Source organism: Aliirhizobium wenxiniae, from assembly GCF_014201355.1.
Taxonomy (GTDB): Bacteria; Pseudomonadota; Alphaproteobacteria; order Rhizobiales; family Rhizobiaceae; genus Neorhizobium; species Neorhizobium wenxiniae.
The window spans coordinates 45,868-68,032 of record NZ_JACHEG010000013.1; the positions used below are offsets into that span (position 1 = coordinate 45,868).

Sequence of the window (22,165 nt, forward strand, 5' to 3'; positions counted from 1 at the left end):
CTCTGGCGATGAGCGGTTCCGGTGAATTCCAGGAGCAAACGCACATATTCCGTACCCATAAGCTTGACTCGCAAAAATACTACAGATATGTCAAGTTCAAATCTGATATCTCAGTTTGGCAATTGATATGTCTAACGCTCTTGAATTTCCATCGCTGCCCTTGTCTGATCTCGTGATGCCGCAGGATTTGCCGGTGGGTGGGAACATGGCGAACCGAATCCATGCTCTCCTTCGCAAACTGATTGTCGAGGTGAAGCTGCTTCCCGGGCGCGCGCTGTCGGAAAAGGAAATCGCTGCGCTGCTGCATGTCAGCAAGACGCCCGTGCGCGAGGCCATCATTCGCCTTGCCGAAGAAGGTTTCGTCACAGTCGTCCCGCAAGGTGGTACCTATATTTCGCCGATCGACGTGCAGCGCTACATGGAAGCTTGCTTCATCCGCTTCAAGCTGGAAGAAGGCGCAGTTATCGAGGCGACCAAGCGACATTCGCTGGAAGATATCGCCCGTTTGAAAACCTGCCTGTCCCAGCAGCGCACTGCTGCGCAGGATGAGGAATTCACCGATTTCTTCCTGCTGGACGAAGAGTTTCACCGCACGATTTTTGCCGCGGCCCGCCTGCCTGGCGCATGGAGCGTCGTCAATCAGGCGAAAGGCGAAATGGACCGGATGCGCCACCTGAAGCGCGTTTTTGCGGTTCGCCGTACCGAAAAGGTGATCGAGGAACACGAAGCGATCGTCAACGCGATTGAATCCGGTAACGTGGAAGCGGCTCGCGAGGCCATTCAGAGCCATCTCGGTTCGCTTGAATCCAAGATCGCAGAACTCTCCAAGAACCCGAAAATCTGGACCTTCATCGAACAGGTCAACACGCGCGTCACGAGGAAGCGCGTGTCACGAGGAGCCAAGGCCCCCGCCTGACGGAACATTCAAGGCTTTTGAGGAGGGGCCTTACATGTCTGCAGTTCAAATCAACGACGTCGTCAAGCGCTACGGTGCTCTCGAAGTTGTCCATGGCATCAATCTTTCCATTCAGCCGCAGGAATTCGTGGTTCTCGTCGGGCCATCGGGATGCGGTAAATCCACCACGCTGCGCATGCTCGCCGGACTGGAAGATATCTCCGACGGCACCGTCTCCATCGATGGCCGGGTGGTCAACAAGATCGCCCCGAAAGACCGCGACGTTGCGATGGTCTTCCAGAATTATGCCCTCTACCCGCACCTCAACGTGGCGGAAAACATTGCCTTCGGCCTGCGGGTCAGGGGCGAGAAACGGGACGTGATCGACAAGGCTGTCGCGGAGGCCGCCCAGATTCTAAGCCTGACGGAATATCTGGCGCGCAAACCTGCAGACCTTTCCGGTGGCCAGCGCCAGCGCGTCGCAATGGGACGCGCCATCGTTCGCCGCCCCAAGATTTTCCTCTTCGATGAGCCGCTCTCCAACCTCGATGCCAAGCTGCGCACCCATATGCGCGCCGAGATCAAGCTGCTTCACAAGCGCATGCAGGCAACCAGCGTCTACGTCACCCACGACCAGGTCGAGGCAATGACGCTTGCCGACCGCATCGTCATCATGAATGGGGGCAATATTGAGCAGGTCGGTTCGCCGATGGAAGTCTTTCTCGAACCGGCAAACACGTTCGTCGCCAGCTTCATAGGCTCACCGCCGATGAACCTTCTCGACGCGGTGGTCGAAAAGCGGGATGGCCGTGTCAGCGCGGTATTACCAGGCAATGCCGGACAGCGATTGACCATTCCCGACGCCTTTGCGAAGGGCGCAACTGAAGGGCAGACGATCAAGCTCGGTCTGCGCCCCGAAATCATGTCGGTCAAAACCGGCGATGGCCGTGAGGTCTTGAATTGCGGTATTGATCTGGTGGAGCCCCTCGGCGCAGAAGCTCTGCTTCATGGCAAGGCCGATGGCCAATCCTTCATTGCCAAGGCAGAAACACTCTATGCCGATCATGCCCTTAATGGCATCACTCAACTCGGCATCGACACGACACGCATTCAGATCTTCGACGCGACAACCGGTCGGTCACTCAAGGCCGCAGGCGGGTCGCGCTCATGAAACAGACCTATCAGCAACGCTTCCAGGATCTGTGGGGAGATATGCGCCGCGACTGGCAGCTCTATCTGCTGCTGGCACCGATGGCCATCTGGTTCGCGCTCTTTCTCTATAAGCCGATGTACGGCTTGGTCATCGCTTTCCAGGACTTTTCGATTTTCCGCGGCATCGAGAAAAGCCCATGGGTCGGCTTCGCGAACTTCGTGGAGCTTTTCCAGAATGACATGTTCGTCCGTGCCTTCTGGAACACGATCACCATCAGCGGCCTCGGCCTTATCTTTGCGTTTCCCGTACCGATAATTCTGGCGTTGATGTTCAACGAAGTTCAGAACGAAGTTGGCCGGCGCTGGGCCCAGACGATCGTTTATCTGCCGCATTTCATTTCGGTGGTGATCGTCGCCGGCATTGTCATCAACTTTCTTTCTCCCTCGATCGGTATCGTCAACCTTATCCTGAAGGGAATAGGTCTAGAGCCTATCTACTTCTTGACCCAGCCCGAATGGTTCCGCCCCGTCTTCATCGGCTCGTCGGTCTGGAAGGAATCGGGTTTCGAATCGATCGTCTATCTCGCTGCGATCGCCGGTGTGAGCCCAACCCTTTACGAATCCGCCCGTGTCGACGGTGCCTCGCGCTGGCAGATGATGTGGCGCATTACCCTTCCCTGCATCCTGCCGACGATTGTGATCATGCTGATCATCCGCATCGGCAATCTGGTCGAGGTCGGGTTCGAATACATCATCCTTCTCTATCGCCCATCCACCTATGAGTCGGCCGACGTCGTCTCGACATTCATCTACCGCACCGGCCTGCAGGGCACCCAGTACGACCTGGCAACGGCTGCCGGCCTGTTCAATGCGGTGATCGCTTTCGTCCTGGTCTATTCGGCGAACCGTATCAGCCGAAAAGTCTCGTCGACATCGCTTTGGTGAGGAGCTGAAGATGGCAAGTTTCAATCTCTATTCCCGTGGCGACAAGATCTTTGGCTGGGCCAATGCCATTCTTCTCGGCTTGTTCGTTCTGTCGACGCTTTATCCGTTCATCTACGTCGCCGCCGTCTCGATTTCTTCAGGCGCGGCTGTGACTGCCGGGCGCGTAACGCTCTGGCCGGTTGATGTCACTCTGGCTGCCTATGAACACGTTCTGTCGGACAGAATGTTCTGGATCGCCTACGGCAATACCTTCATCTACACGTTCGGCGGCACGTTCATGAGCCTGCTGATAATGATCCCCGGTGCCTATGCGCTGTCGCGCAAACGCCTGCGCGGCCGCACCTTCTTTAATATCGCGATCGCCTTCACGCTCTGGTTCCATGCCGGCATGATCCCGTTCTTCCTGAACATGCGGGATCTCGGTCTGCTCGACAGCCGTTTCGGTATCATCATCGGGTTCGCGGCCAGCGCCTTCAATGTCATCCTGTTGCGCAACTTCTTCGAGGCGGTGCCTAAATCTTTCGAGGAAGCCGCCAAGATGGACGGCGCAAGCGAATTGCAACTGCTGTGGAAGGTATTCATTCCGCTTTCCAAACCGGCCATCGTCACGGTCGCGCTGTTCTGCATCGTCTCGCGCTGGAACGGCTATTTCTGGGCCATGGTGCTCCTGCGTGGCGAAGAGAAAATCCCGCTGCAGGTCTATCTCAAGCGCGTTATCGTCGATCTCAATTCGAACGACGAATTCGCATCGAGCCTGCTCACGGCCCACTATTCGTTCGAGACGGTGACCTCCGCGATCATGATCGCGTCGATCATCCCCGTCCTCATCATTTACCCCTACGCACAGAAGTATTTCACCAAGGGAATTCTGCTGGGCGGGGTCAAAGAGTAGCTGCACAAGGGAGGAGAACCTGTGAAAACACTGCGAAAAGGCGCGCCCCTTCTGGCGTTGATGACAGCCATGACAATGGCCTTGCCCGTCTCCGCACAGGATGCCGGCAAGATATCCGAAGACCCTCTGGAACTGACCATCCATTTCCACTTCCGCGATAAATACGTCTACTCGGAAAAGTGGCCTGTGGAGCAGAAGGCCGCAGAGATTACCAACATCCACGTCCGTAACGTCGCGTCGCTGGCGACTACGAGCAGCCGCGATGCCTTCAACCTGTTGATCGCCTCGGGTGATCTCCCGGATATCGTAGGCGGCGATGCGAACGGTGGCTTGAAGGAGGACTTCATCCGCTACGGGCTGGAAGGCGCGTTCATTCCACTCGACGACCTGATCGAGGAAAACGCTCCGAACCTCAAGGCGTTCTTCGATAGCCACAAGGACATCCGCAACGCGATTTCCGGACCGGACGGCAAGCTCTACTTCATTCCCTATGTGCCGGATGGAAAATACTCTCGCGGCTGGTTCATCCGCCAGGATTGGCTGGACAAACTTGGCCTGAAACAACCGGAAACACCGGAAGAGGTCTATGAGGTTCTCAAGGCCTTCCGCGACAAGGACCCGAACGGAAACGGCAAAAAGGACGAGGTCCCGTATTTTGCGCGCGAGGAAATCGATGCCGTCCGGCTCATCAATCTGTGGGACGCACGCGTTTCCGGGTCCGAGCGATATGGCGATTTCGCCGTCTATGACGGCCAGCTCCGTCACCCCTGGGCGGAAGAGAACTACAAGATCGGCATTTCGAATGTCGCCAAGTGGTACAAGGAGGGGCTGATCGACAAGGAGATTTTCACCCGCGGCGCCCGTTCGCGCGAATATCTTCTGGGCAACGATCTCGGCGGCATGACCCATGACTGGTTTGCCAGCACCTCCACCTATAACGACGCGTTGTCGCCCAAGATCGAAGGTTTCGCGCTGAAGCCTATGCTGCCGCCGAAGACGGCCTCCGGCCAACGGTTCGAGGATTCCCGCCGGCTGCGCGTACAGCCCGTCGGATGGGCGATTTCGGCCACCAACGAACATCCTGTCGAGACGATCAAGTATTTCGATTTCTGGTTCTCCCAGCAGGGGCGCACGCTGTCGAATTTCGGTGTCGAGGGAAAGACCTACGAAATGGTCGACGGCAAGCCGCAGTTCAAAAAGGAAGTGCTGGACAACAAGGATCCGGTCAACGCCCAGCTCTGGGCGGTGGGCGCGCAGGTCCCGCGCGGATACTGGATGGACTACGAGTACGAGCGCCAGTGGACAAACAAGATCGCGCTTGAAGGCATCGACCTCTACGACAAGTGCAACTGCCTCAAGGACGAGTTCATGGGTGTCTCGTTGAACGCTGATGAGAAAGCGACCTTCGACCGCTACTGGCCGAGCCTTCTCACCTACATGACCGAGATGCAGCAGACATGGGTGCTTGGCGCCCAGGACGTCAATACCGGCTGGGATGCCTACAAGAAGCGGCTGACGGCTCTCGGTTACGACGAGGTCATCAAGATCATGCAGTCAGCCTATGACCGCCAGTACAAGGCGGCCCAGTAAGCTTTCGATCGCGATGGCGGCCCTGTCGCCGCCATCCTTTTCCCTTTGATTTTCATACAGGAGTTAGAGCGCAATGCGTCCCTCTGCCTCGGCCATCGCCAGACAAGCTCATCTCGATGAACCCCGCCCCGGTTCATTGACCATTGGCTACGTGCCGAGCGAGCAAACCCCGCCCACCGAAAACCCGCCGCGTTTTTCCTGGCTTCCCGATATCGACGACGGTGCCCGCTATGTGCTGCGCATCTCGGCAGACCCCGAATTTGCTGCGCCCAAGACGCGCACGTTCGAAGACCTCGCCTGGAATTTCTTCACCCCGGATGAAGTTCTACCGGAAGGCAACTATCATTGGTGTTATGCGCTCTGGGATCAGGCCGCCGCGCAGCCTTTGTCGAACTGGAGTGCGGTACGCAGTTTCGAGATCACCGCCGCGCTTCCTAAAACACCCGTGCCCGGCAGAACGGCCCGCCATGCCGCGGCCCATACGAGCCACCCGCGACTCTGGCTCAATCCCGAGCAACTGAAATCGTTTTCGCAAGCCGTGGCCGAGGACCCGAACCATTGCGGATGGTCCGAATTCTTCGAGAAATCCGTAAAGCCTTGGCTCGACCGCCCGATCATGCCGGAACCGCAACTCTATCCTAATAACGTCCGCGTCGCGACGCTCTGGCGACAGATGTATATCGATTGCCAGGAGGTCATCTATGCCATTCGCCATCTGGCAATTGCCGGTCGCGTTCTGGGGCGGGAGGATTTGCTCGATGCCTCGCGCGACTGGCTGCTCTCCGTTGCCGCTTGGGATCCGAATGGAGCAACCTCGCGCGCCTATAATGATGAGGCCGGTTTCCGCGTCGTTGTCGCCCTGGCATGGGGATACGACTGGCTCTATGATCACCTAAGCGAAGAAGAACGGGAGACCGTTCGAACAGTTCTCCTGCGCCGTACCCGTGAAGTCGCAGACCATGTGATTGCCCATGCGCGCATCCATGTGTTTCCTTATGACAGCCACGCGGTGCGCTCACTGTCGGCCGTGCTGACACCGGCCTGCATTTCGCTTCTGGGCGAAAGCGACGATGCCGGCGAATGGCTCGATTACACGGTCGAATTTCTAGCCACCCTCTATTCCCCTTGGGCGGGAACGGATGGCGGCTGGGCGGAAGGTCCGCACTACTGGATGACCGGCATGGCCTATCTCATCGAGGCCGCCAACCTGATCCGTTCCTATATCGGCTATGACCTCTACCAGCGGCCTTTCTTCCAGAACACCGGGCGGTTCCCGCTTTATACCAAGGCGCCCGGCACCCGCCGCGCCAATTTCGGTGACGATTCCACCATGGGTGACCTGCCCGGACTGAAGGTGGGCTACAATGTCCGCCAGTTCGCCGGCATCACCGGCAACGGACATTACCAATGGTATTTTGACCGCATCAGGCAGGATGCGGCCGGAACCGAGATGGCCTTCTACAATTACGGCTGGTGGGATCTGAATTTCGACGATCTCGTCTATCGTCACGATTACCGGCAGGTGGAGGCCGCCTCGCCCGCGGATCTGCCTTCGCTTGCCGTCTTCGATGATATCGGCTGGGTGACGATCCAGAAACAGATGGAGGCCCCGGACCGGCATCTGCAGTTCGTCTTCAAATCGAGCCCATATGGCTCGCTCAGCCACAGCCATGGCGATCAGAATGCTTTCGTTCTTTATGCCCATGGCGAGGATCTGGCGATCCAGTCCGGTCACTACGTCGCCTTCAATTCGCAGATGCACATCAACTGGCGTCGGCAGACCCGGTCGAAAAATGCGGTCTTGATCGGCGGCAAGGGTCAGTATGCCGAAAAGGACAAGGCGCTGGCGCGACGCGCCGCCGGCAGAATCGTCTCCGTCGAGGAAAAGCCCGGACATATACGCATGCTAGGCGATGCAACAGCCGCCTATCAGATGGCAAACCCACTGGTGCGCAAGGCGCAGCGCGAGATCCATTTCGTCAACGACAGCTATTTCGTCATTGTCGATGAGGTGGAATGCACCGAGCCGCAGGAATTGCAATGGCTCTGCCACATGACAGGCGCACCGCAGACCGGCCGCTCAAGCTTTCGCTATAACGGCAAAAAGGCAGGCTTCTACGGCCAGTTCGTCTTTTCCTCTGCCGGCAATCCGCAGATCGCGGCCGTGGAGGGCTTTCCGGAGATCGAGCCCAAAGAATACGAGGGTCTGGAAATCCACCATCACGTCTGCGCCACGGTTCCTGCCGCCACCAGGCATCGCCTCGTCACCCTTCTCGTGCCCTACAGCCTGACAGAACCGAAGCGAATCTTCAGCTTCATTGATGACCAGGGTTTTTCGACGGACATCTATTTCAGCGATGTCGACGACGAGCGCTTCAAGCTTTCTCTTCCGAAACAATTCTAACCAATGCGAGGTTTTCAAATGCAACGTTTTACCAACAAGACCATTGTCGTCGCCGGTGCAGGCCGTGATATCGGCCGGGCATGCGCGGTCCGTTTTGCGCAGGAAGGCGCCAATGTCGTGCTCACCTATAATGGTGCGGCAGAAGGCGCTGCTGCAGCTGTGGCGGACATCGAAAAACTCGGCCGCTCCGCTGTTGCGATCAAGGCGGACCTGACAAATGAAGCCGAAGTCGAAGCCGCGATTTCCGCGGCAACCGACAAGTTCGGCGCTATCCATGGCCTCGTCCACGTGGCTGGCGGCATGATTGCACGCAAGACGATCGCGGAGATGGATGAGGCCTTCTGGCATCAAGTTCTTAACGTCAACTTGACCTCGCTTTTCCTGACAACCAAGGCTGCGCTGCCAAAAATGGCGAAAGGCGGGGCGATCGTTACCTTCTCATCACAGGCAGGCCGTGATGGCGGCGGTCCGGGCGCCATCGCCTATGCGACATCGAAGGGAGCAGTGATGACCTTCACCCGCGGCCTTTCCAAGGAAGTCGGCCCCGACATTCGCGTCAACGCCGTTTGCCCCGGCATGATCTCGACAACTTTTCACGACACCTTCACCAAACCAGAAGTGCGGGAGCGGGTAGCCGGCGCCACATCTCTGAAGCGCGAAGGCGTGAGCGAGGATGTTGCCAGCCTGGTTGCTTTCCTCGCATCGGACGACGCCGCTTACATCACCGGAGCTTGCTACGACATCAACGGCGGCGTCCTGTATTCCTGATATTCCGGTAGGCTCATGTCCGTATCTCACCCCAGGGCGAGCCGGATTGCCGTTCTCGGCACTTCGCTCGTCCAGCAGAACCATTTCGGCAACGAAACTTCGCTGGCGACTTCGGCTCGTGGCTGGATGAGCTGGGCCGAGGTCCTGTCACATGGCAGGCTCTCCTGCCCTGTGCATCACGATCCATCCGTCCCGCCTGGCTGGGAGCCCAGCAACCGGCCGGGCGTCAGCCGCTTTTTCTCAGGCCTCAATTTCGGAGTGTCCGGTCAGAAGGCGATAGAGATAGAAAGGCGGCTGCCGCGATTGTTGCAATCGGATTTCGACCTGATCGTCGTTGATGCCGGCACGAACGACATGATGGTGGAGACACGCCAGACGATTGCGAACACGCGAGCGCGGATCGCCTCGACTTTGCTCGCCGCTGGCAAAACAGTCATCCTGCTGCCGATCCTTGCCCGCGGCATCGAAAAATGGCCCGCCGGTGGCGCGGAGCGGGCAAAGGCGCATTGGATCAACCGTCAAAGCATCGAATTCGCCGCCAGCCACGCCAACTGCCATGTCTTCGACTGGAATTCCGCATGGGTTGATCCGGAGAGCGAATTCGGCGAGCCCTATGCCGGTTACTCCAACGACGGAACGCATTTTTCCGTGCTGGGCGGCTTTGCTGTCGGAAAGGCACTTGCGGACTATCTCGAAACGATCGTGCCCCGCGTGCCCACCCGCATATTACCAAGAGACGATCGCTTCGACCCCGTGAACAACCCGCTGGGCAATCTGGCATCGGATCTTGGCGCTGAAACGACGACTGAAAAGGAACAGCAAAGCCACAGTCTGGGCGGTAAGCTTGTTCATCCCGGCACCGGCGTCTGGCTGGAGGCGATCTGCGATATAGACGTCCCCGCACATGACGACGTTCTCGGCATTTCGTTGCGATTGAAGGATGTTGCCGCCGAGGGGCAGGAAGCAATCGCGTTGGCGCCGTTCCGCGCAGAAGATGGCGCCGTTTTCGCCTTCCCTCACACTCAATGGAAGGGTGCATTGCGACCCCCTCCCCTAAAACTCCGCCCCGGTGGCACGCAACCTGAGCTTTATCTCGACGTCATTCTTCGGCCCGGTTCGAAGCCGCTCGGGATAGACGTGTCGCGCATCGACATCCGCCCCGTCTCAAATCCGGTGCGCGCATGAACACCTGCAAGCTCAAATTGCTGATCGCGATGCGCAGCGAACTGCCCCAAGGTTTCTTCGGCCCGCGCGAATGGGCGCGATTAAACGCGGCAACAGATATCATCCCAGGTTTCCCCTACACTGATTTCGATACCGTTGAGGGCGCAAAATCTCTGGCCGAGGCCGATATCCTGCTGGCGGCCTGGGGCACCCCATCCCTGACAACGGAACGCCTTGCACGCGCGAAAAAACTCAAGATGGTCGCCTATGCGGCATCCTCGGTTCGAACCGTTACCCCCGCGGAATTCTGGGATGCTTCCGATATTCTCGTCACCACGGCGGCATCTGCCATGGCGGTACCGGTGGCCCAGTTCACCTATGCGGCAATCATCATGTGCGGCAAGAATGTCTTCCGGCTGCGCGACGAGCATCGGGTAGAGCGCGGCACCGGCGGCTTTGGCAGCCGCCGCGGCATGAATCAGCCCCATCTTGGCAATCATGCCCGCCGGATCGGCATTGTCGGTGCCTCCCGCATCGGGCGTCTGGTTATCGGCATGCTCACGCGCGGCACATGCGAGATCGCCGTTTACGATCCCTTCCTTTCATCCGACGAAGCGACAGCCCTCGGCGCAAATAAAATGGAGCTGCACGAACTTCTTGCATGGTCCGATGTGGTTTCGCTGCACGCGCCTATCCTGCAAGAGACCCAGCATATGATCGGCGCCGCCGAACTGGCGCTGATGGCGGATCAGGCAATCCTCATCAACACGGCGCGCGGTTGGCTTGTCGACCACGACGCCTTGCTGGCGGAAGCACAATCCGGCCGGCTGCGTATTCTCATCGATACACCGGACCCGGAGCCCCTGCCGACGGATAGTCCGTTCTACGATCTACCGAACGTTGTGCTTACGCCGCATATCGCTGGTGCGCTGGGCAACGAACTGCGAGCGCTTTCCGATTTGGCCATTACCGAAATTGAACGGTTTGTCGCTGGTCTTGCTCCGCTTCACCCTGTCATAAAACAGGACTTGGAGCGCGTGGCATGAGCGTATTCGAATACTGTTTCTCGACACTCGGCTGCTCGGAAATGAGCCTGCATGACATCATCGATCTGGCGGAGCGACACGATATCACGGCGGTCGAACTGCGGGCGCTATCCGGCACTGTCGACCTGATTTCGGCGCTGACCACCCAATTCGAAGATCCGGCTGGGCTTGCAGCCTTTCTGGCCGGGCGCAATATCGAGATTGTGGCCCTCAATACATCTATCAAACTGTTCGAAAGCCCCGACCTTTCAGCCATCGAGCAGTTCATACCCTGGGCAGAGGCGGCAGATGTCGCTCATCTGCGTATCTTCGACGGCGGCAAGCAGTTGTGCGCCGATCAGATAAAGCGCGCCGCCGATCTTCTTGGCGACTGGCAGGCCAGACGACGGTCATCCGGGCTCAATGTCGACTTGATGATCGAGACCCACGATGCACTGGCCCATGTCGAGCAGCTTGTCGCTTTCGTCGAACTTGTGCCGACTGCGAAGATATTGTGGGACACCCATCACACATGGGCTCGTGGAACTGATCTTGATTCCGTCTGGGAGGGTATCGCACAAAACATAGTGCATCTGCACGTCAAGGACAGCAAGGTCGATCGTGATGGCCGCCGACATTATGTGTTGCCCGGCCATGGTGATTTTCCCATGGCCGATCTGATCTCGCTGCTTCAACGAAATGAACGACACATCCCCCTCAGTCTCGAATGGGAGCGCCATTGGCATCCCGAACTGCCATCTCTTGAAGACGCGCTGACGACCGCGCGCAACTGGTGGCAACAAGGAGTTTTTGATGCGTATCGCTGAAATCCATCTCACGCCCGTAGCAATCCCGGACAAACCGCTCCTCAACTGCAAAGGCGTGCACCAGCCCTACGCCTTGCGGACGGTGATCGAGGTCATCTGCGACGACGGAACGGTCGGTCTGGGCGAAAGCTATGGAAGCATCAAGGCACTGGACGGTTTGCGCCGCGCGGCTCCGGCGCTGATCGGGCTCGATCCTTTTCATCTCCACGAGTTGAAATCTCGTGTCGTTGCCGCATTACCCGGTGGCGGCGGCATCAATGCCAAATCGGCGGTAGCCGATCACAAGCTGACGGATGTGGTTACTTCGGCCTTCGAGGTTCCCTGCCTAGACATTCAGGGCAAGCTGCTCGGGCGACCGGTCGCAGACCTGCTTGGCGGTGCGGTTCGATCCAGTGTCCCGTTCAGCGCCTATCTGTTCTTCAAGTTCGCCGCCCATATCGGTGCCACCCCCGACGAGTGGGGAGAGGTGCTGACACCGGGTGCCATGGTCGGCGAAGCGCGAAAGATGGTTGAAACCTATGGCTTCCGATCGCTGAAACTAAAAGGTGGGGTTCTGCATCCCGATCTAGAAATCGAAACGATGTTGAAGCTTCGCGAAGCCTTTCCAGATCATCCGTTGCGCATCGACCCCAACGGCGGCTGGACTGTCGAGACAGCGATACAGATCGCTCACAAACTCGAAAACGTTCTGGAATATCTTGAGGATCCGGTCATCGGCATGGATCAGATGGCAAAGGTTGCGGCCGCCACACCGATCCCCCTCGCCACCAACATGATCGTGCTGGAGTTCGACCAGATCGCCGAAGCCTTCCGCAAGAACGCGGTAAAGATCGTTCTCTCCGATCATCACTATTGGGGCGGGCTACGCGCCTCTACCCATCTCGGAAAGATATGCGAAACACTGGGGCTCGGCGTCTCGATGCATTCAAACTCCCATCTCGGGATCACCCTTGCGGCCATGATCCATGTCGCGGCCGCCACGCCCAACCTGAGTTTTGACTGCGACACCCACTATCCGTGGACAGCCGTCGATGTGATCGAAGGTGCACCCTTTACTTTCCGGGCCGGCAAGCTGGATCTCCCCATAGGCCCGGGTCTTGGCGTATCGCTTGACCGCCAGAAACTCGCGGTGCTCTCTGCTCTGTATGAAGAGACTGCAATGAAGGAGCGCGACGACACTGCCTACATGAAGCTATTTGACCCAGCTTATGAAAGGCGTGTACCTCGCTGGTAGAAGACCCGTCGCTCGTGTTCCAGTTAGGAAAAAACTAGACGGTTGACTCGGATATCGTCGGCTTAAGCTCTTGAGCTAACTCGAACCTTCGATCACTACGTGCCGCTTTCGCTAAGCGACTGTTATTTTTCGCTTTCTTAACTCTATACCGCGCCCCCGGGTGATAGTGCGAGAAACAGATGGCTAAACACCCAAGCTTGGCGACATGAAAACATGAGGAATACCCCCTAGTTTATCTGCCGCGCCTAAGCTATGTATCGCTGTCCTATGAATTGCTTGAGTTCTGCCGTGCCCGGTTGCATCCATCTGTACCCAGTTTAGATTGTCCGCCTGTAATGGTTTGGGATATTCATTACCTGTTTGGCCGCCACTCGAAGGAGCTTCGAACCTTTCTGCGTAACCGCGGGCTGACGGAGGACACCGCGGCAGATCTGACGCAGGACAGTTTCCTGCGGCTAATCACGGCCAAACCAACCGCGCTGGAACACAATCCGCGGGCCTATCTATTCCGAATTTCCCGCAATCTCCTGATCGATCACCGCAGGCGTGAAAGCAAGGCGCCTTTCAGCCATGTCTCGGAGGCCAAGGCCAACGCGGTTGCCGACCCCAAGCCGTCTGCCGAAACTGTCGTCTACGACAAACAGCGTCTGGCGCTCTCGGATGCAGCACTCGCGGAACTACCCGCACGGACCCGCAAGGCGTTTGAACTCTACCGGCTCGAGGAAATGACCATCGCCGAGGTTGCAGAGACGATCGGGCTTTCGACAACCCGAACCTGGTCACTCATCCGCGAAGCCTATCGCCACATCCGCGCACGGCTGAAGGATGTCTGACATTCTGCGTCAGACTGAAGAAAAAGCCGTCTTTTCATTCGTTATCCCCTATACGAGACCGGGCATGCGCAGAAATCGCGCGAGGAGAAGCGTCGTTGAGTGATGGTGCAACCGACGAGGATCGGCTGTTCGAAGAGGCGGTCGATATCCTGATCCGCATAAAGAGCGATCCGGATAATCCTGTCGCGCTGGAGATCGCGACCCGCTGGCTGGCGCGCAGTCCCCAGCATCGCGAGATATGGGAAGAGGCACTCGAAATCCACGGCATGACCGGCAAGATCCTCACCGACAAACGTCGGGCGGAACGCAAGGCAGCTTTTTCCATGTCCCGCCGCAGCCTGGTTGTTGGCGGCATGCTGGGAGGCGGCGCCCTGCTGGCGGCCGGATATTCCGCTCCCGGCCTCATTCTTCAGGCGCGGGCCGACGTCCTTACCTCGACCGCCGAAATAAAGCGCGTCGAACTGTCCGACGGCAGCGTTGCAACACTCGGACCCGACAGCGCGATCGCCGTGAAGATCGGATCGGCGCGCCGGGATATCGAACTCATCCAGGGCATGGCATTTTTCGAGGTCGCCAGGGACAGTTCTCGTCCGTTTGCGGTTCGCATGGGCTCCATGGTCACGACCGCGCTCGGTACGGCTTTCGACGTGAGCGATGACGGAGGCTTTCTCAATCTGTCAGTCAGCCACGGAACCGTGCAGGCCGATCTTCCTCCCGCATTCGCGAGACCGGCAATGACGCTGCAAGCCGGCGACTGGTTGAGCCTTTCGACGGCTGACGAGGCGGTTTCCACCGGTACCCGCGATATCGGGCATATCGCCACCTGGCGCAATGGCATGATCGTGGTCGAAAAGGAACGCGTCGCGGCGGTGGTTGCCCGTGTCGCCCGCTGGAAACGTGGTCGTGTGATGATTGCTGATCCGGGCCTCGGAAATCGGCCTGTCAGCGGCGTCTATGACCTGAGCGATCCGAGCCTCGCCCTTGAAGCCGTGGTCCAGCCCTATGGCGGCAAGGTAAGGGAACTGACCCCTTATCTGACGGTAATTTCCGCCTTCTGAAAAAACTTGAGAAAAAAGAGAAAATTTCCCGAACTCCTCCGTTTTCTTATTCGGAGCATTCGGTGAACGCAGGTCATCACGCTCCGAACCGCGTATTGTGAAGGGGCAATTATGAAAATTTGCGGCAATCTGAGCGTCGATCGCAGGCATCGAGTTCGTTTTTCGGCGTTTACGCTATTGCTGTCTTCGGTCGCTGCGATAACGGCGCTTGCTACGGAAAAACCTGCGATCGCGCAGACGGTCGAGACAATATATTCGATTGCGCCCGGCCCGTTAAACCAGGCATTGGCCGCCTTTGGCCGCCAATCCGGCATCCAGATCACCTATGTCCCGTCAAATGCAGCCTCCAAACAGTCTCCGGGCGTCAGCGGACGCCTGTCGCCCGATGCTGCTATCGCTCGCATCCTGACAGATTCCGGACTGAGCTACCGCTTCACCAACCCTAGAACGATTGTCATCTCTCCTATCGGAGCCGGCAGTTCGCAAGCCGGTGATGAAGCAACGGCGCTTGCACCGATCGTCATCTCCGGCCAGAGCGCCTATGGACCTGTTGATGGTTACGTAGCGACCAGCGCGTCTTCGGCTATGAAGGGCGATATCTCGATCCTGGAAACCCCGCAGGCGATTTCCGTGGTCACCGCCGATCGCATCGAGGATCAGGCAGCACAGAGCATCAACGAAGCATTGCGTTATACCGCCGGTGTCCGTTCGGAAACGAGCGGAGCACAGATGATGGACAATCCGCTCTATCTGCGTGGCTTTCAACAGAGCAGCCTCGAAATGTACCAAGATGGCCTCAGAGCGGTGACGCCAGGCTATTTCGGCTTCTTCGCGGCCGATCCCTACGGTCTTGAACGCGTCGAGGTTCTGAAAGGCCCGTCATCCGTTCTTTATGGTCAGCAGGCCCCAGGTGGCCTGATCAACGTTGTGTCCAAGCGTCCGACGGAGAACCCCATCAATGAAGTCGAAACGACCATTGGAAGCTTCAGCCACTATCAGGGCGCCTTCGATATCGGCGGCACGAACGAAGACAAAAGCATCATGTACCGGATGGTCGGCATGGCGCGTGAGGCAGAGACCCAGGTCGACTACGTGGACAATGATCGGCGCTATCTTGCACCGAGCATCACATGGACACCCGATGAAGACACCAAGCTGACCGTGCTTGGGTCCTATCAGCGCAATGATGGTGATTTCTATGCTCAGGTACCGGCTGCTGCTGTCCTGCTGCCGAACCCGAATGGCCATATTCCGTTCAGCCGGTTTGTGGGTGAACCGGACTGGGAATACGAAACATCAAGGCGCACAGCCATCGGATACGAGTTCGAGCACCGCTTCAACGACACCGTCCAGTTCGAACAGAATTTTCGCTACACCCATCTGACCAACCATCGGCAATATCTTCAGGCAAGCGGAGCCTTGGTCGACAATCGGTTGCTCAACCGCACCTACAATCTCCGCGACATCGACAATGACGGCATTGCAGTCGACAGCCGTTTCCGGTTCGACTTCGACACCGGACCGATCGAACACAGGGCTATTGTCGGCCTGGATTACCTCTGGGGCAAATCCCGGTGGCTGGAGCAACGCGGAACCGCGACGGCAATCGACATCTACAACCCCGTTTATGGTTCGCCGGTCGACACAAGTGTCGACACGACCAAGTCGCTCTCCGACATCAATGCCTCACAGGCCGGTCTCTACCTTCAGGATCAGCTGAAGATAGACAACCTCATCCTGACATTGGGAATGCGCCAGGATTGGGCATGGCGGGATACGGACAATCTCATCACCGACACGACGACCGAACAGAACGATCACGCCTTCACCAAGAAGGCCGGCCTCACCTATCTGTTCGACAATGGGATCGCCCCTTACGCAAGTTATGCCGAGTCGTTCAATCCCATCGTCGGCACCGATAGCCTCGGGCAGGTCTTCGTTCCCGAAACTGCCCAGCAATGGGAAGTCGGGGTCAAGTATCAGCCCGAGGGCTTCGACGGCCTGTTCACGTTAAGCGCCTTCGACCTCAGGCGCCAGAATGTTCAGACCTACGATCCCTCCGATCCGCGTTACACCTTGCAGACAGGCGAGATCCGCGCCCGCGGAATTGAATTCGAGGCCGTGGCCAATCTCAGCGACGGTGTAAGCCTTGCAGCAGCCTACACCTACACGGACGCCGAAATCACCGAAACGAAAACGACAAACCAGCTCGGAAACACGCCCTATCGCGTTCCGCGTCATACCGCATCGCTTTGGCTGAACTACGAGCTGCAACAGGAAGCGCTCGATGGCCTGAGCGTCGGAGCCGGCGTGCGTTATATCGGTGAGACCTGGGGCAATGACGACAACACGTTCAAGGTGCCGAGTTTCACATTGGTCGATCTCGCCGTTCGTTACGACTTCGGTAAGAAGTTCCCGGAAGCGAAGGGACTGGCTGCGTCACTCAATGTCAGCAACCTGTTCGATAAATATTACGTGCCCGGATGCTTCACCGTGAACGGCTGCAACTATGGTTCGCAACGAACCGTCATCGGTAAGCTCAGCTACCAGTGGTGATCCCGACGCATCTCTTTGAAAGCCGCATTCACCGCCGCACCGCTATCCTCGGTGCGGCGGCATTTGTCTTGCAAGGCCTTTCCGCACGCGCGGCGTCTACTGTCGCGCCGCGTGTCGCCGCCATCGACTGGGCAGCGGCAGAAACCCTGACTGCGGTCGGGATAACGCCGATTGCGATTGCAGACCTTCCGGGGTTTCGCGCCAGTTTCGCGCATCTTCCGGATACGGCCGGCACCATAGATCTGGGCTCGACCTGGGAGCCGAATTTCGAGCTTCTCGATCGCTTGAAGCCTGACCTGATCTATCTCCCATCGTGGAGCAGCCTGTCACGCGCCCAGCTTGAGCAGATCGCCGCCGTCCGTCTTTGCGATATCCACGGCAGAGGCGGCGATCCGATAGAAAAGGCGAGGAGCTTTGGCGAAAGCGTCGTGAATGAACTGACCACGATGTCAGAGCCTTCCGCCATTAGACAACTGGAAGCACGCCTACAACGGATCACCGGCAAAACATCACCGCGACCCGTCTTTCTTCTCAATCTGCGCAGTACCAGTCGTTTCGTAAACGTCTACGCCGCCGGCAGCCTGCCGGACAGCGCGTTGATGCATGTCGGTCTGCAGAATGCCTGGCAAGGTCCGGTCAACGGCTTTGGTTTCGCCTCGATCGGAGCGGAAAAGCTGCTCCAGTCTCCCGATGCGTCGATCGTGATCCTCAATCAAAACGGTCGGACAACCGAGATGCTGTCGCGGCTGGAGCACAACATTTTCTGGACGTCCATGCCCGCCCTGCGCGCAGGGCGCGTCCATGTCTCGCCGCCGATCTCTGTTTTCGGCGGGCTGCTGTCGGCGACGACCTTTGCAGAATGGCTGGCCGATACGTTCGACAAGGCGACGTGACATGGTACAGACACTGGAACGGCGCCCCCGAATTTCGTCCTCCCTCCCCTTGTCCATGTTGCTCGTCGGGCTGCTCAGCCTCCTGCTCGCTGCCATCAATCTGCAGCGCGTCCTGCCTGCTTCGGAGTGGCTCGATGCCCTGTCATCGCAGCAGCCGGGGTCAATACAGGAGCTTCTTTTCGCCTGGGCCGCACTTCCGCGTCTGGCTGTAGCCTTTCTCTGCGGCACAGCGCTTTCCCTCTCGGGTCTGCTGTTCCAGCAATCTCTCCGCAATCCCCTGGCAGAGCCGACGACGCTTGGAACGTCGGCGGGTGCGCAGGCCGCGCTGCTTGCATCCCTTGTATGGGCGCCCGGTCTGCTTGGTATCGGTCAGGGTCCGATAGCCATCATCGGCGCCGCACTTGCGACCGCCACCGTATTCGGCATCTGTTCGCGCGCGGGACGATCGCCGATCTCCATCATTCTCGCAGGCCTGGTCGTCAATCTCACTCTTGGCACGATTTGCGCGATCATCATCCTTCTCTATCCGGAACAGAGCGAGGATCTCGCGCAATGGCAAACCGGACGGCTGGAACAAACCGGCTGGATGCCGGCGCTTTGCCTTGGTCTATGCTCGCTCACCGGTTGGGCGATCACCGCCTTTCTGTGCCGCTCCCTGCGCCTTCTCGAAATGGAGGATGCGGTCGCCATTTCGCTCGGGATGAAGCCGGCATGGCTGCGCGGCATATCGCTCGCCATCGCCATCATCGTAGCAGGAACGGTGGTTGCCACGATCGGCACGATCGGCTTCATCGGCCTTGCCGTGCCGGCGCTTGCGCGTGCGCTCGGAGCACGGGATTTGCGCGCGCTCGTCCTGTGGGCACCTCTCCTCGGAGGCCTGCTCCTCGTGCTGGCCGATCAGATCGTGCAGTTGCCGGCCTTTTTGAACGGCCATTTTCCGACGGGCACACTCGCATCGCTTCTGGGAGCCCCGGTGTTGCTTGTGCTTCTATCCGGGACCAGATCCCGCACGTTGCGGTCAGCCTCGAGGCAGATGACATCCTCCCGCCTCCTGATCAGGCCGCGCCATCTGCTCGGCATTATCCTGATCACCTTGGTCTTGCTCGCCGTTAGCCTCGTGCTTGGCCGCGGCCCATCGGGGTGGGAATGGAGCACCGATGTCGAATTGATCAAGCGCTGGCGCCTCATGCGGGTCGAGGCTTCGCTCTCGGCCGGCATTCTTCTCGGCATTAGCGGTGTTCTTATTCAGCGCGTGACGGCCAATCCGATGGCGAGCCCCGAAGTTATGGGAATATCTGCCGGCGCAACACTCGGAGCAATCGCGCTTCTCTTCGTCTCGACGACATTTACCTCGGGCGACCTGTTCGCCGCATGTGCCATCGGCTCGCTCCTCGTGACATCTGCGATCGTCATTCTCGCCAGGCGCGCCAACTTTGCCCCGGACAGGATCATCCTGATCGGCATAGCCCTTTCGACGATCGTCGGTGCAATCGGTGCCTTTGTGATTGCCATGGGAGGCCCTGCACGAGGGCTGCTTCTGACATGGTTTTCCGGTTCGACCCATCGGGTGACGCAGGATCAGGCCATGCTCGCGGCAACCGTCGCGACCTTGGCGATGGTCGTGGCGCCGCTTTTCCGCCGTCGACTGGAGGTGCTGGAGCTCGGAGAAGACAATGCCCGCGCTCTTGGGCTACCCGTATCCGCAACGCGCGGCGCCATCATCCTCTACAGCGCGATTTCAACCGCCGCAGCGACAATCATCGTCGGGCCTGCCAGCTTCGTCGGCCTCTTGGCCCCCCACATGGTGCGGCAGTTCGGTATCCATCGTCCTTTGCCGCAGATCTTTGCCTCCGCCTTTGCCGGAGGTGCCTTGATGCTTGTTGCCGATTGGCTCGGCCGGACCCTGATCTTTCCATGGCAGATGCCCGCCGCCCTGCTGACCGCCCTGATCGGGGGACCGCTCTTCCTCTATTCCATGCGCCAGCAACGCTGAAGCAGACCAACATTCGAAACGGGAGACCCTGCTCCATGAAACAATGCTACCGCGCCGAAGTTCTCGACAAGCATTGGCTGACACCATCGATGATACGCGTCGAAATCGGCGGCGGGGATATGGCGCAATTTCAATCGAGCGGATTTCCGGATGAGTGGGTGCGGCTGGTTTTTCCGGCGGAGAACGGGAAGGTCACGATGCCTCGGCTGGTGGATGACCGCTGGCAGATGCCGGCCGACCTGCCAAGATCGCGCCTCAGACCCTATACGATCCGACAGGTGAACGAGGAAATGGCCTCCGTCACGGTCGATTTCGTCGTCCATGACGGTGGACTGGCCTCGGATTGGGCTCGTTTGGCAGGCCCGGGAGACGAGATCGGCGTCACCAGCCCGCAGGGCAAATATGCACCGCCGGACGACGCCGAATGGATAATTCTCATTGCCGACGCAACAGGATTGCCCGCCGTCGCAAGGATACTTGCCGAGAAGAAATGCAACCGCCCTTGTGTCGCTCATATCGAGATCCCGGACATGGATGACGCGCAGGTCGATCTCGACGCGCTCTGCCGCATGAACTGGCACACCGGCTTCGGCAGCATTCCAGGAGCGACAAACCTGCTCGAGATCGCCCAATCCGTTCATCTCCCAGAGGGTCGCGGATATGTGTGGGTTGCGGGAGAAGCAAAGGTCACGACCGCAATTCGCCGGCTTCTATGCGAAGAGCGGGGCCTGCCCAAGGATTCCATCACGGCAATCGGCTACTGGATTTTCGGAAAATCACGGGAATGACGACTATTACGGTCCTGATGGGACTCGAACCGCCGACACGCAATATTATCTCGATAAACCTCTGATAAGTCGCGTGCTTTTCGAAAGAATCACCATCCCGGTAGCCGCCCAGCGTAGTCTTTGTAATGGAATTATTGATGGCACTTCTGCAGGCATAAGAGGCCCGGCACCGTGATCCTATCGCTTCAAGCTCTCGTTTAAACAAAAACTCATCGCTCCGTTCGCCAACATAGGATATTCCCAAGCCGAACAACGCCACGTCGTGACGCGCAGAAATTTCAAAACCGGTAATGCGCGTTCGGTGTTCATACAAGGCGCAAACATATACAGTGGGATGAAGCCATGCATCTCGTTGATGGGACCGGATGCTGCAACCGGAAGGCGCGTCTGCACGTCATCCTGCGCCTGATGCCCATGGTCTCGCGTGGCTCAAGCTTTTGCGGGATCCTATAACGTCCGGACGCTGCAAGATGTGCGACGATCTCTGCCTCAGTCATCTGCCGGCGGACAATTGCCCATGAACTGGCAGCGCGCAGACATGGATCCTAAAGGCTGATCGTCAGGGAACATATCGAACTGTGTGGGTAAATCTGACAGTCCTATCGCAGGTTACGAATATGCCAACCGCGATTACCTTAGCTTAGCAAAATCCACGGCGCGGTTGTTGATGATTGCTTCCATCGAGAAAAAACCTGTGACAGTCATCAGGTCGAAATTTGTCACCAGCTTCTGGTAAAAGGCATCGTAACCGGACATTCCTTTGGTTACGACCTTGATTAAATAGTCCCAGTCGCCGCCGATGCGATAAAAATCCACGACTTCAGGCAAACGGTCCACATGGTTGCGGAAGTCCTCCATCCATTCCTTCGAGTGGTGGCGGGTCCGGATCATTACGAACACAGTCAAATCTAGCCCGAGAGCAGAGAGATCGATGGTCGTGTGAGCGTCTCCGATCATGCCTATGGATGTGAGCCGCTGCAGCCGCCTCCAGCAGGCATTCTGCGAAAGCCCGACCTTTTCCGCCAGCTCCCGCTGCGGCAAATGCGAATTGCGTTGCAGCTGCGTTAGAATTTTCAGATCAAAATCGTCTATTTTTTCTGTTTTCTCGATCATGCGACCACTAAACGCTCGAAACTGACAAAAAACAA

At 58.1% G+C, this 22,165-nt stretch carries 18 protein-coding genes; 17 read left to right on the forward strand and 1 reads right to left on the reverse strand.

What is annotated here, in order from left to right:
- Positions 1-127 precede the first annotated feature (127 nt).
- From HNQ72_RS28420 to HNQ72_RS28500, 17 genes are all read left to right on the forward strand, one after another.
- Positions 128-916 carry a GntR family transcriptional regulator gene (locus HNQ72_RS28420; protein ID WP_244654620.1) on the forward strand — a complete coding sequence of 263 codons (789 nt, stop codon included), beginning with the start codon at positions 128-130 and terminating at the stop codon, positions 914-916.
- Between the two features lie 34 nt (positions 917-950).
- Entirely contained in the window at positions 951-2,066 is a 1,116-nt protein-coding gene (locus HNQ72_RS28425; protein ID WP_183997726.1) for an ABC transporter ATP-binding protein, read from the forward strand.
- A complete protein-coding gene (locus HNQ72_RS28430; RefSeq protein WP_183997728.1) occupies positions 2,063-2,992 on the forward strand; it encodes an ABC transporter permease in 930 nt (309 codons plus the stop codon). The genes HNQ72_RS28425 and HNQ72_RS28430 overlap by 4 nt, the downstream gene beginning before the upstream one ends.
- A gap of 10 nt (positions 2,993-3,002) precedes the next feature.
- Positions 3,003-3,884 carry a carbohydrate ABC transporter permease gene (locus tag HNQ72_RS28435; protein WP_183997730.1) on the forward strand — a complete coding sequence of 294 codons (882 nt, stop codon included), beginning with the start codon at positions 3,003-3,005 and terminating at the stop codon, positions 3,882-3,884.
- A gap of 60 nt (positions 3,885-3,944) precedes the next feature.
- Positions 3,945-5,474 (forward strand): type 2 periplasmic-binding domain-containing protein, encoded by a 1,530-nt coding sequence (locus tag HNQ72_RS28440; protein WP_183997811.1) that lies wholly within the window; start codon positions 3,945-3,947, stop codon positions 5,472-5,474.
- Between the two features lie 73 nt (positions 5,475-5,547).
- A complete protein-coding gene (locus tag HNQ72_RS28445) occupies positions 5,548-7,878 on the forward strand; it encodes an alginate lyase (protein WP_183997732.1) in 2,331 nt (776 codons plus the stop codon).
- An 18-nt stretch (positions 7,879-7,896) separates the two neighbouring features.
- A complete protein-coding gene (locus tag HNQ72_RS28450; protein ID WP_183997738.1) occupies positions 7,897-8,646 on the forward strand; it encodes an SDR family NAD(P)-dependent oxidoreductase in 750 nt (249 codons plus the stop codon).
- A gap of 15 nt (positions 8,647-8,661) precedes the next feature.
- The gene (locus tag HNQ72_RS28455; RefSeq protein ID WP_183997740.1) at positions 8,662-9,831 is read left to right on the forward strand and encodes an SGNH/GDSL hydrolase family protein; all 1,170 of its coding nucleotides are present in this window, start codon (positions 8,662-8,664) and stop codon (positions 9,829-9,831) included.
- Positions 9,828-10,856 carry a hydroxyacid dehydrogenase gene (locus tag HNQ72_RS28460; RefSeq protein WP_244654621.1) on the forward strand — a complete coding sequence of 343 codons (1,029 nt, stop codon included), beginning with the start codon at positions 9,828-9,830 and terminating at the stop codon, positions 10,854-10,856. The genes HNQ72_RS28455 and HNQ72_RS28460 overlap by 4 nt, the downstream gene beginning before the upstream one ends.
- Positions 10,853-11,662, forward strand: coding sequence for a sugar phosphate isomerase/epimerase family protein (locus tag HNQ72_RS28465; RefSeq protein ID WP_183997742.1), 810 nt, complete (start codon positions 10,853-10,855; stop codon positions 11,660-11,662). Before HNQ72_RS28460 ends, HNQ72_RS28465 begins: the two co-directional genes overlap by 4 nt.
- The gene (locus HNQ72_RS28470; RefSeq protein WP_183997744.1) at positions 11,649-12,896 is read left to right on the forward strand and encodes a glucarate dehydratase family protein; all 1,248 of its coding nucleotides are present in this window, start codon (positions 11,649-11,651) and stop codon (positions 12,894-12,896) included. Before HNQ72_RS28465 ends, HNQ72_RS28470 begins: the two co-directional genes overlap by 14 nt.
- A gap of 335 nt (positions 12,897-13,231) precedes the next feature.
- Complete coding sequence (locus HNQ72_RS28475; RefSeq protein ID WP_183997746.1) at positions 13,232-13,729, forward strand: RNA polymerase sigma factor; 498 nt, start codon at positions 13,232-13,234, stop codon at positions 13,727-13,729.
- Between the two features lie 95 nt (positions 13,730-13,824).
- Positions 13,825-14,787: a FecR family protein gene (locus tag HNQ72_RS28480; protein ID WP_183997748.1), complete on the forward strand. Its 963-nt coding sequence runs from the start codon at positions 13,825-13,827 to the stop codon at positions 14,785-14,787.
- 177 nt (positions 14,788-14,964) lie between these two features.
- Positions 14,965-17,343 (forward strand): TonB-dependent siderophore receptor, encoded by a 2,379-nt coding sequence (locus tag HNQ72_RS28485; protein WP_183997750.1) that lies wholly within the window; start codon positions 14,965-14,967, stop codon positions 17,341-17,343.
- Positions 17,340-18,236 carry an ABC transporter substrate-binding protein gene (locus tag HNQ72_RS28490; protein ID WP_183997753.1) on the forward strand — a complete coding sequence of 299 codons (897 nt, stop codon included), beginning with the start codon at positions 17,340-17,342 and terminating at the stop codon, positions 18,234-18,236. The genes HNQ72_RS28485 and HNQ72_RS28490 overlap by 4 nt, the downstream gene beginning before the upstream one ends.
- Position 18,237: 1 nt before the next feature.
- Positions 18,238-20,229 carry a Fe(3+)-hydroxamate ABC transporter permease FhuB gene (gene fhuB / locus HNQ72_RS28495; protein ID WP_183997755.1) on the forward strand — a complete coding sequence of 664 codons (1,992 nt, stop codon included), beginning with the start codon at positions 18,238-18,240 and terminating at the stop codon, positions 20,227-20,229.
- Between the two features lie 35 nt (positions 20,230-20,264).
- On the forward strand, positions 20,265-21,017 hold the full coding sequence (locus HNQ72_RS28500; RefSeq protein WP_183997756.1) for a siderophore-interacting protein: 753 nt from the start codon (positions 20,265-20,267) through the stop codon (positions 21,015-21,017).
- Between the two features lie 630 nt (positions 21,018-21,647).
- Here the strand turns inward: HNQ72_RS28500 and HNQ72_RS28505 are convergent.
- Positions 21,648-22,130, reverse strand: a complete 483-nt coding sequence (locus tag HNQ72_RS28505) for an Lrp/AsnC family transcriptional regulator (protein ID WP_183997758.1) — start codon at positions 22,128-22,130, stop codon at positions 21,648-21,650.
- Between the last annotated feature and the right edge of the window lie 35 nt (positions 22,131-22,165).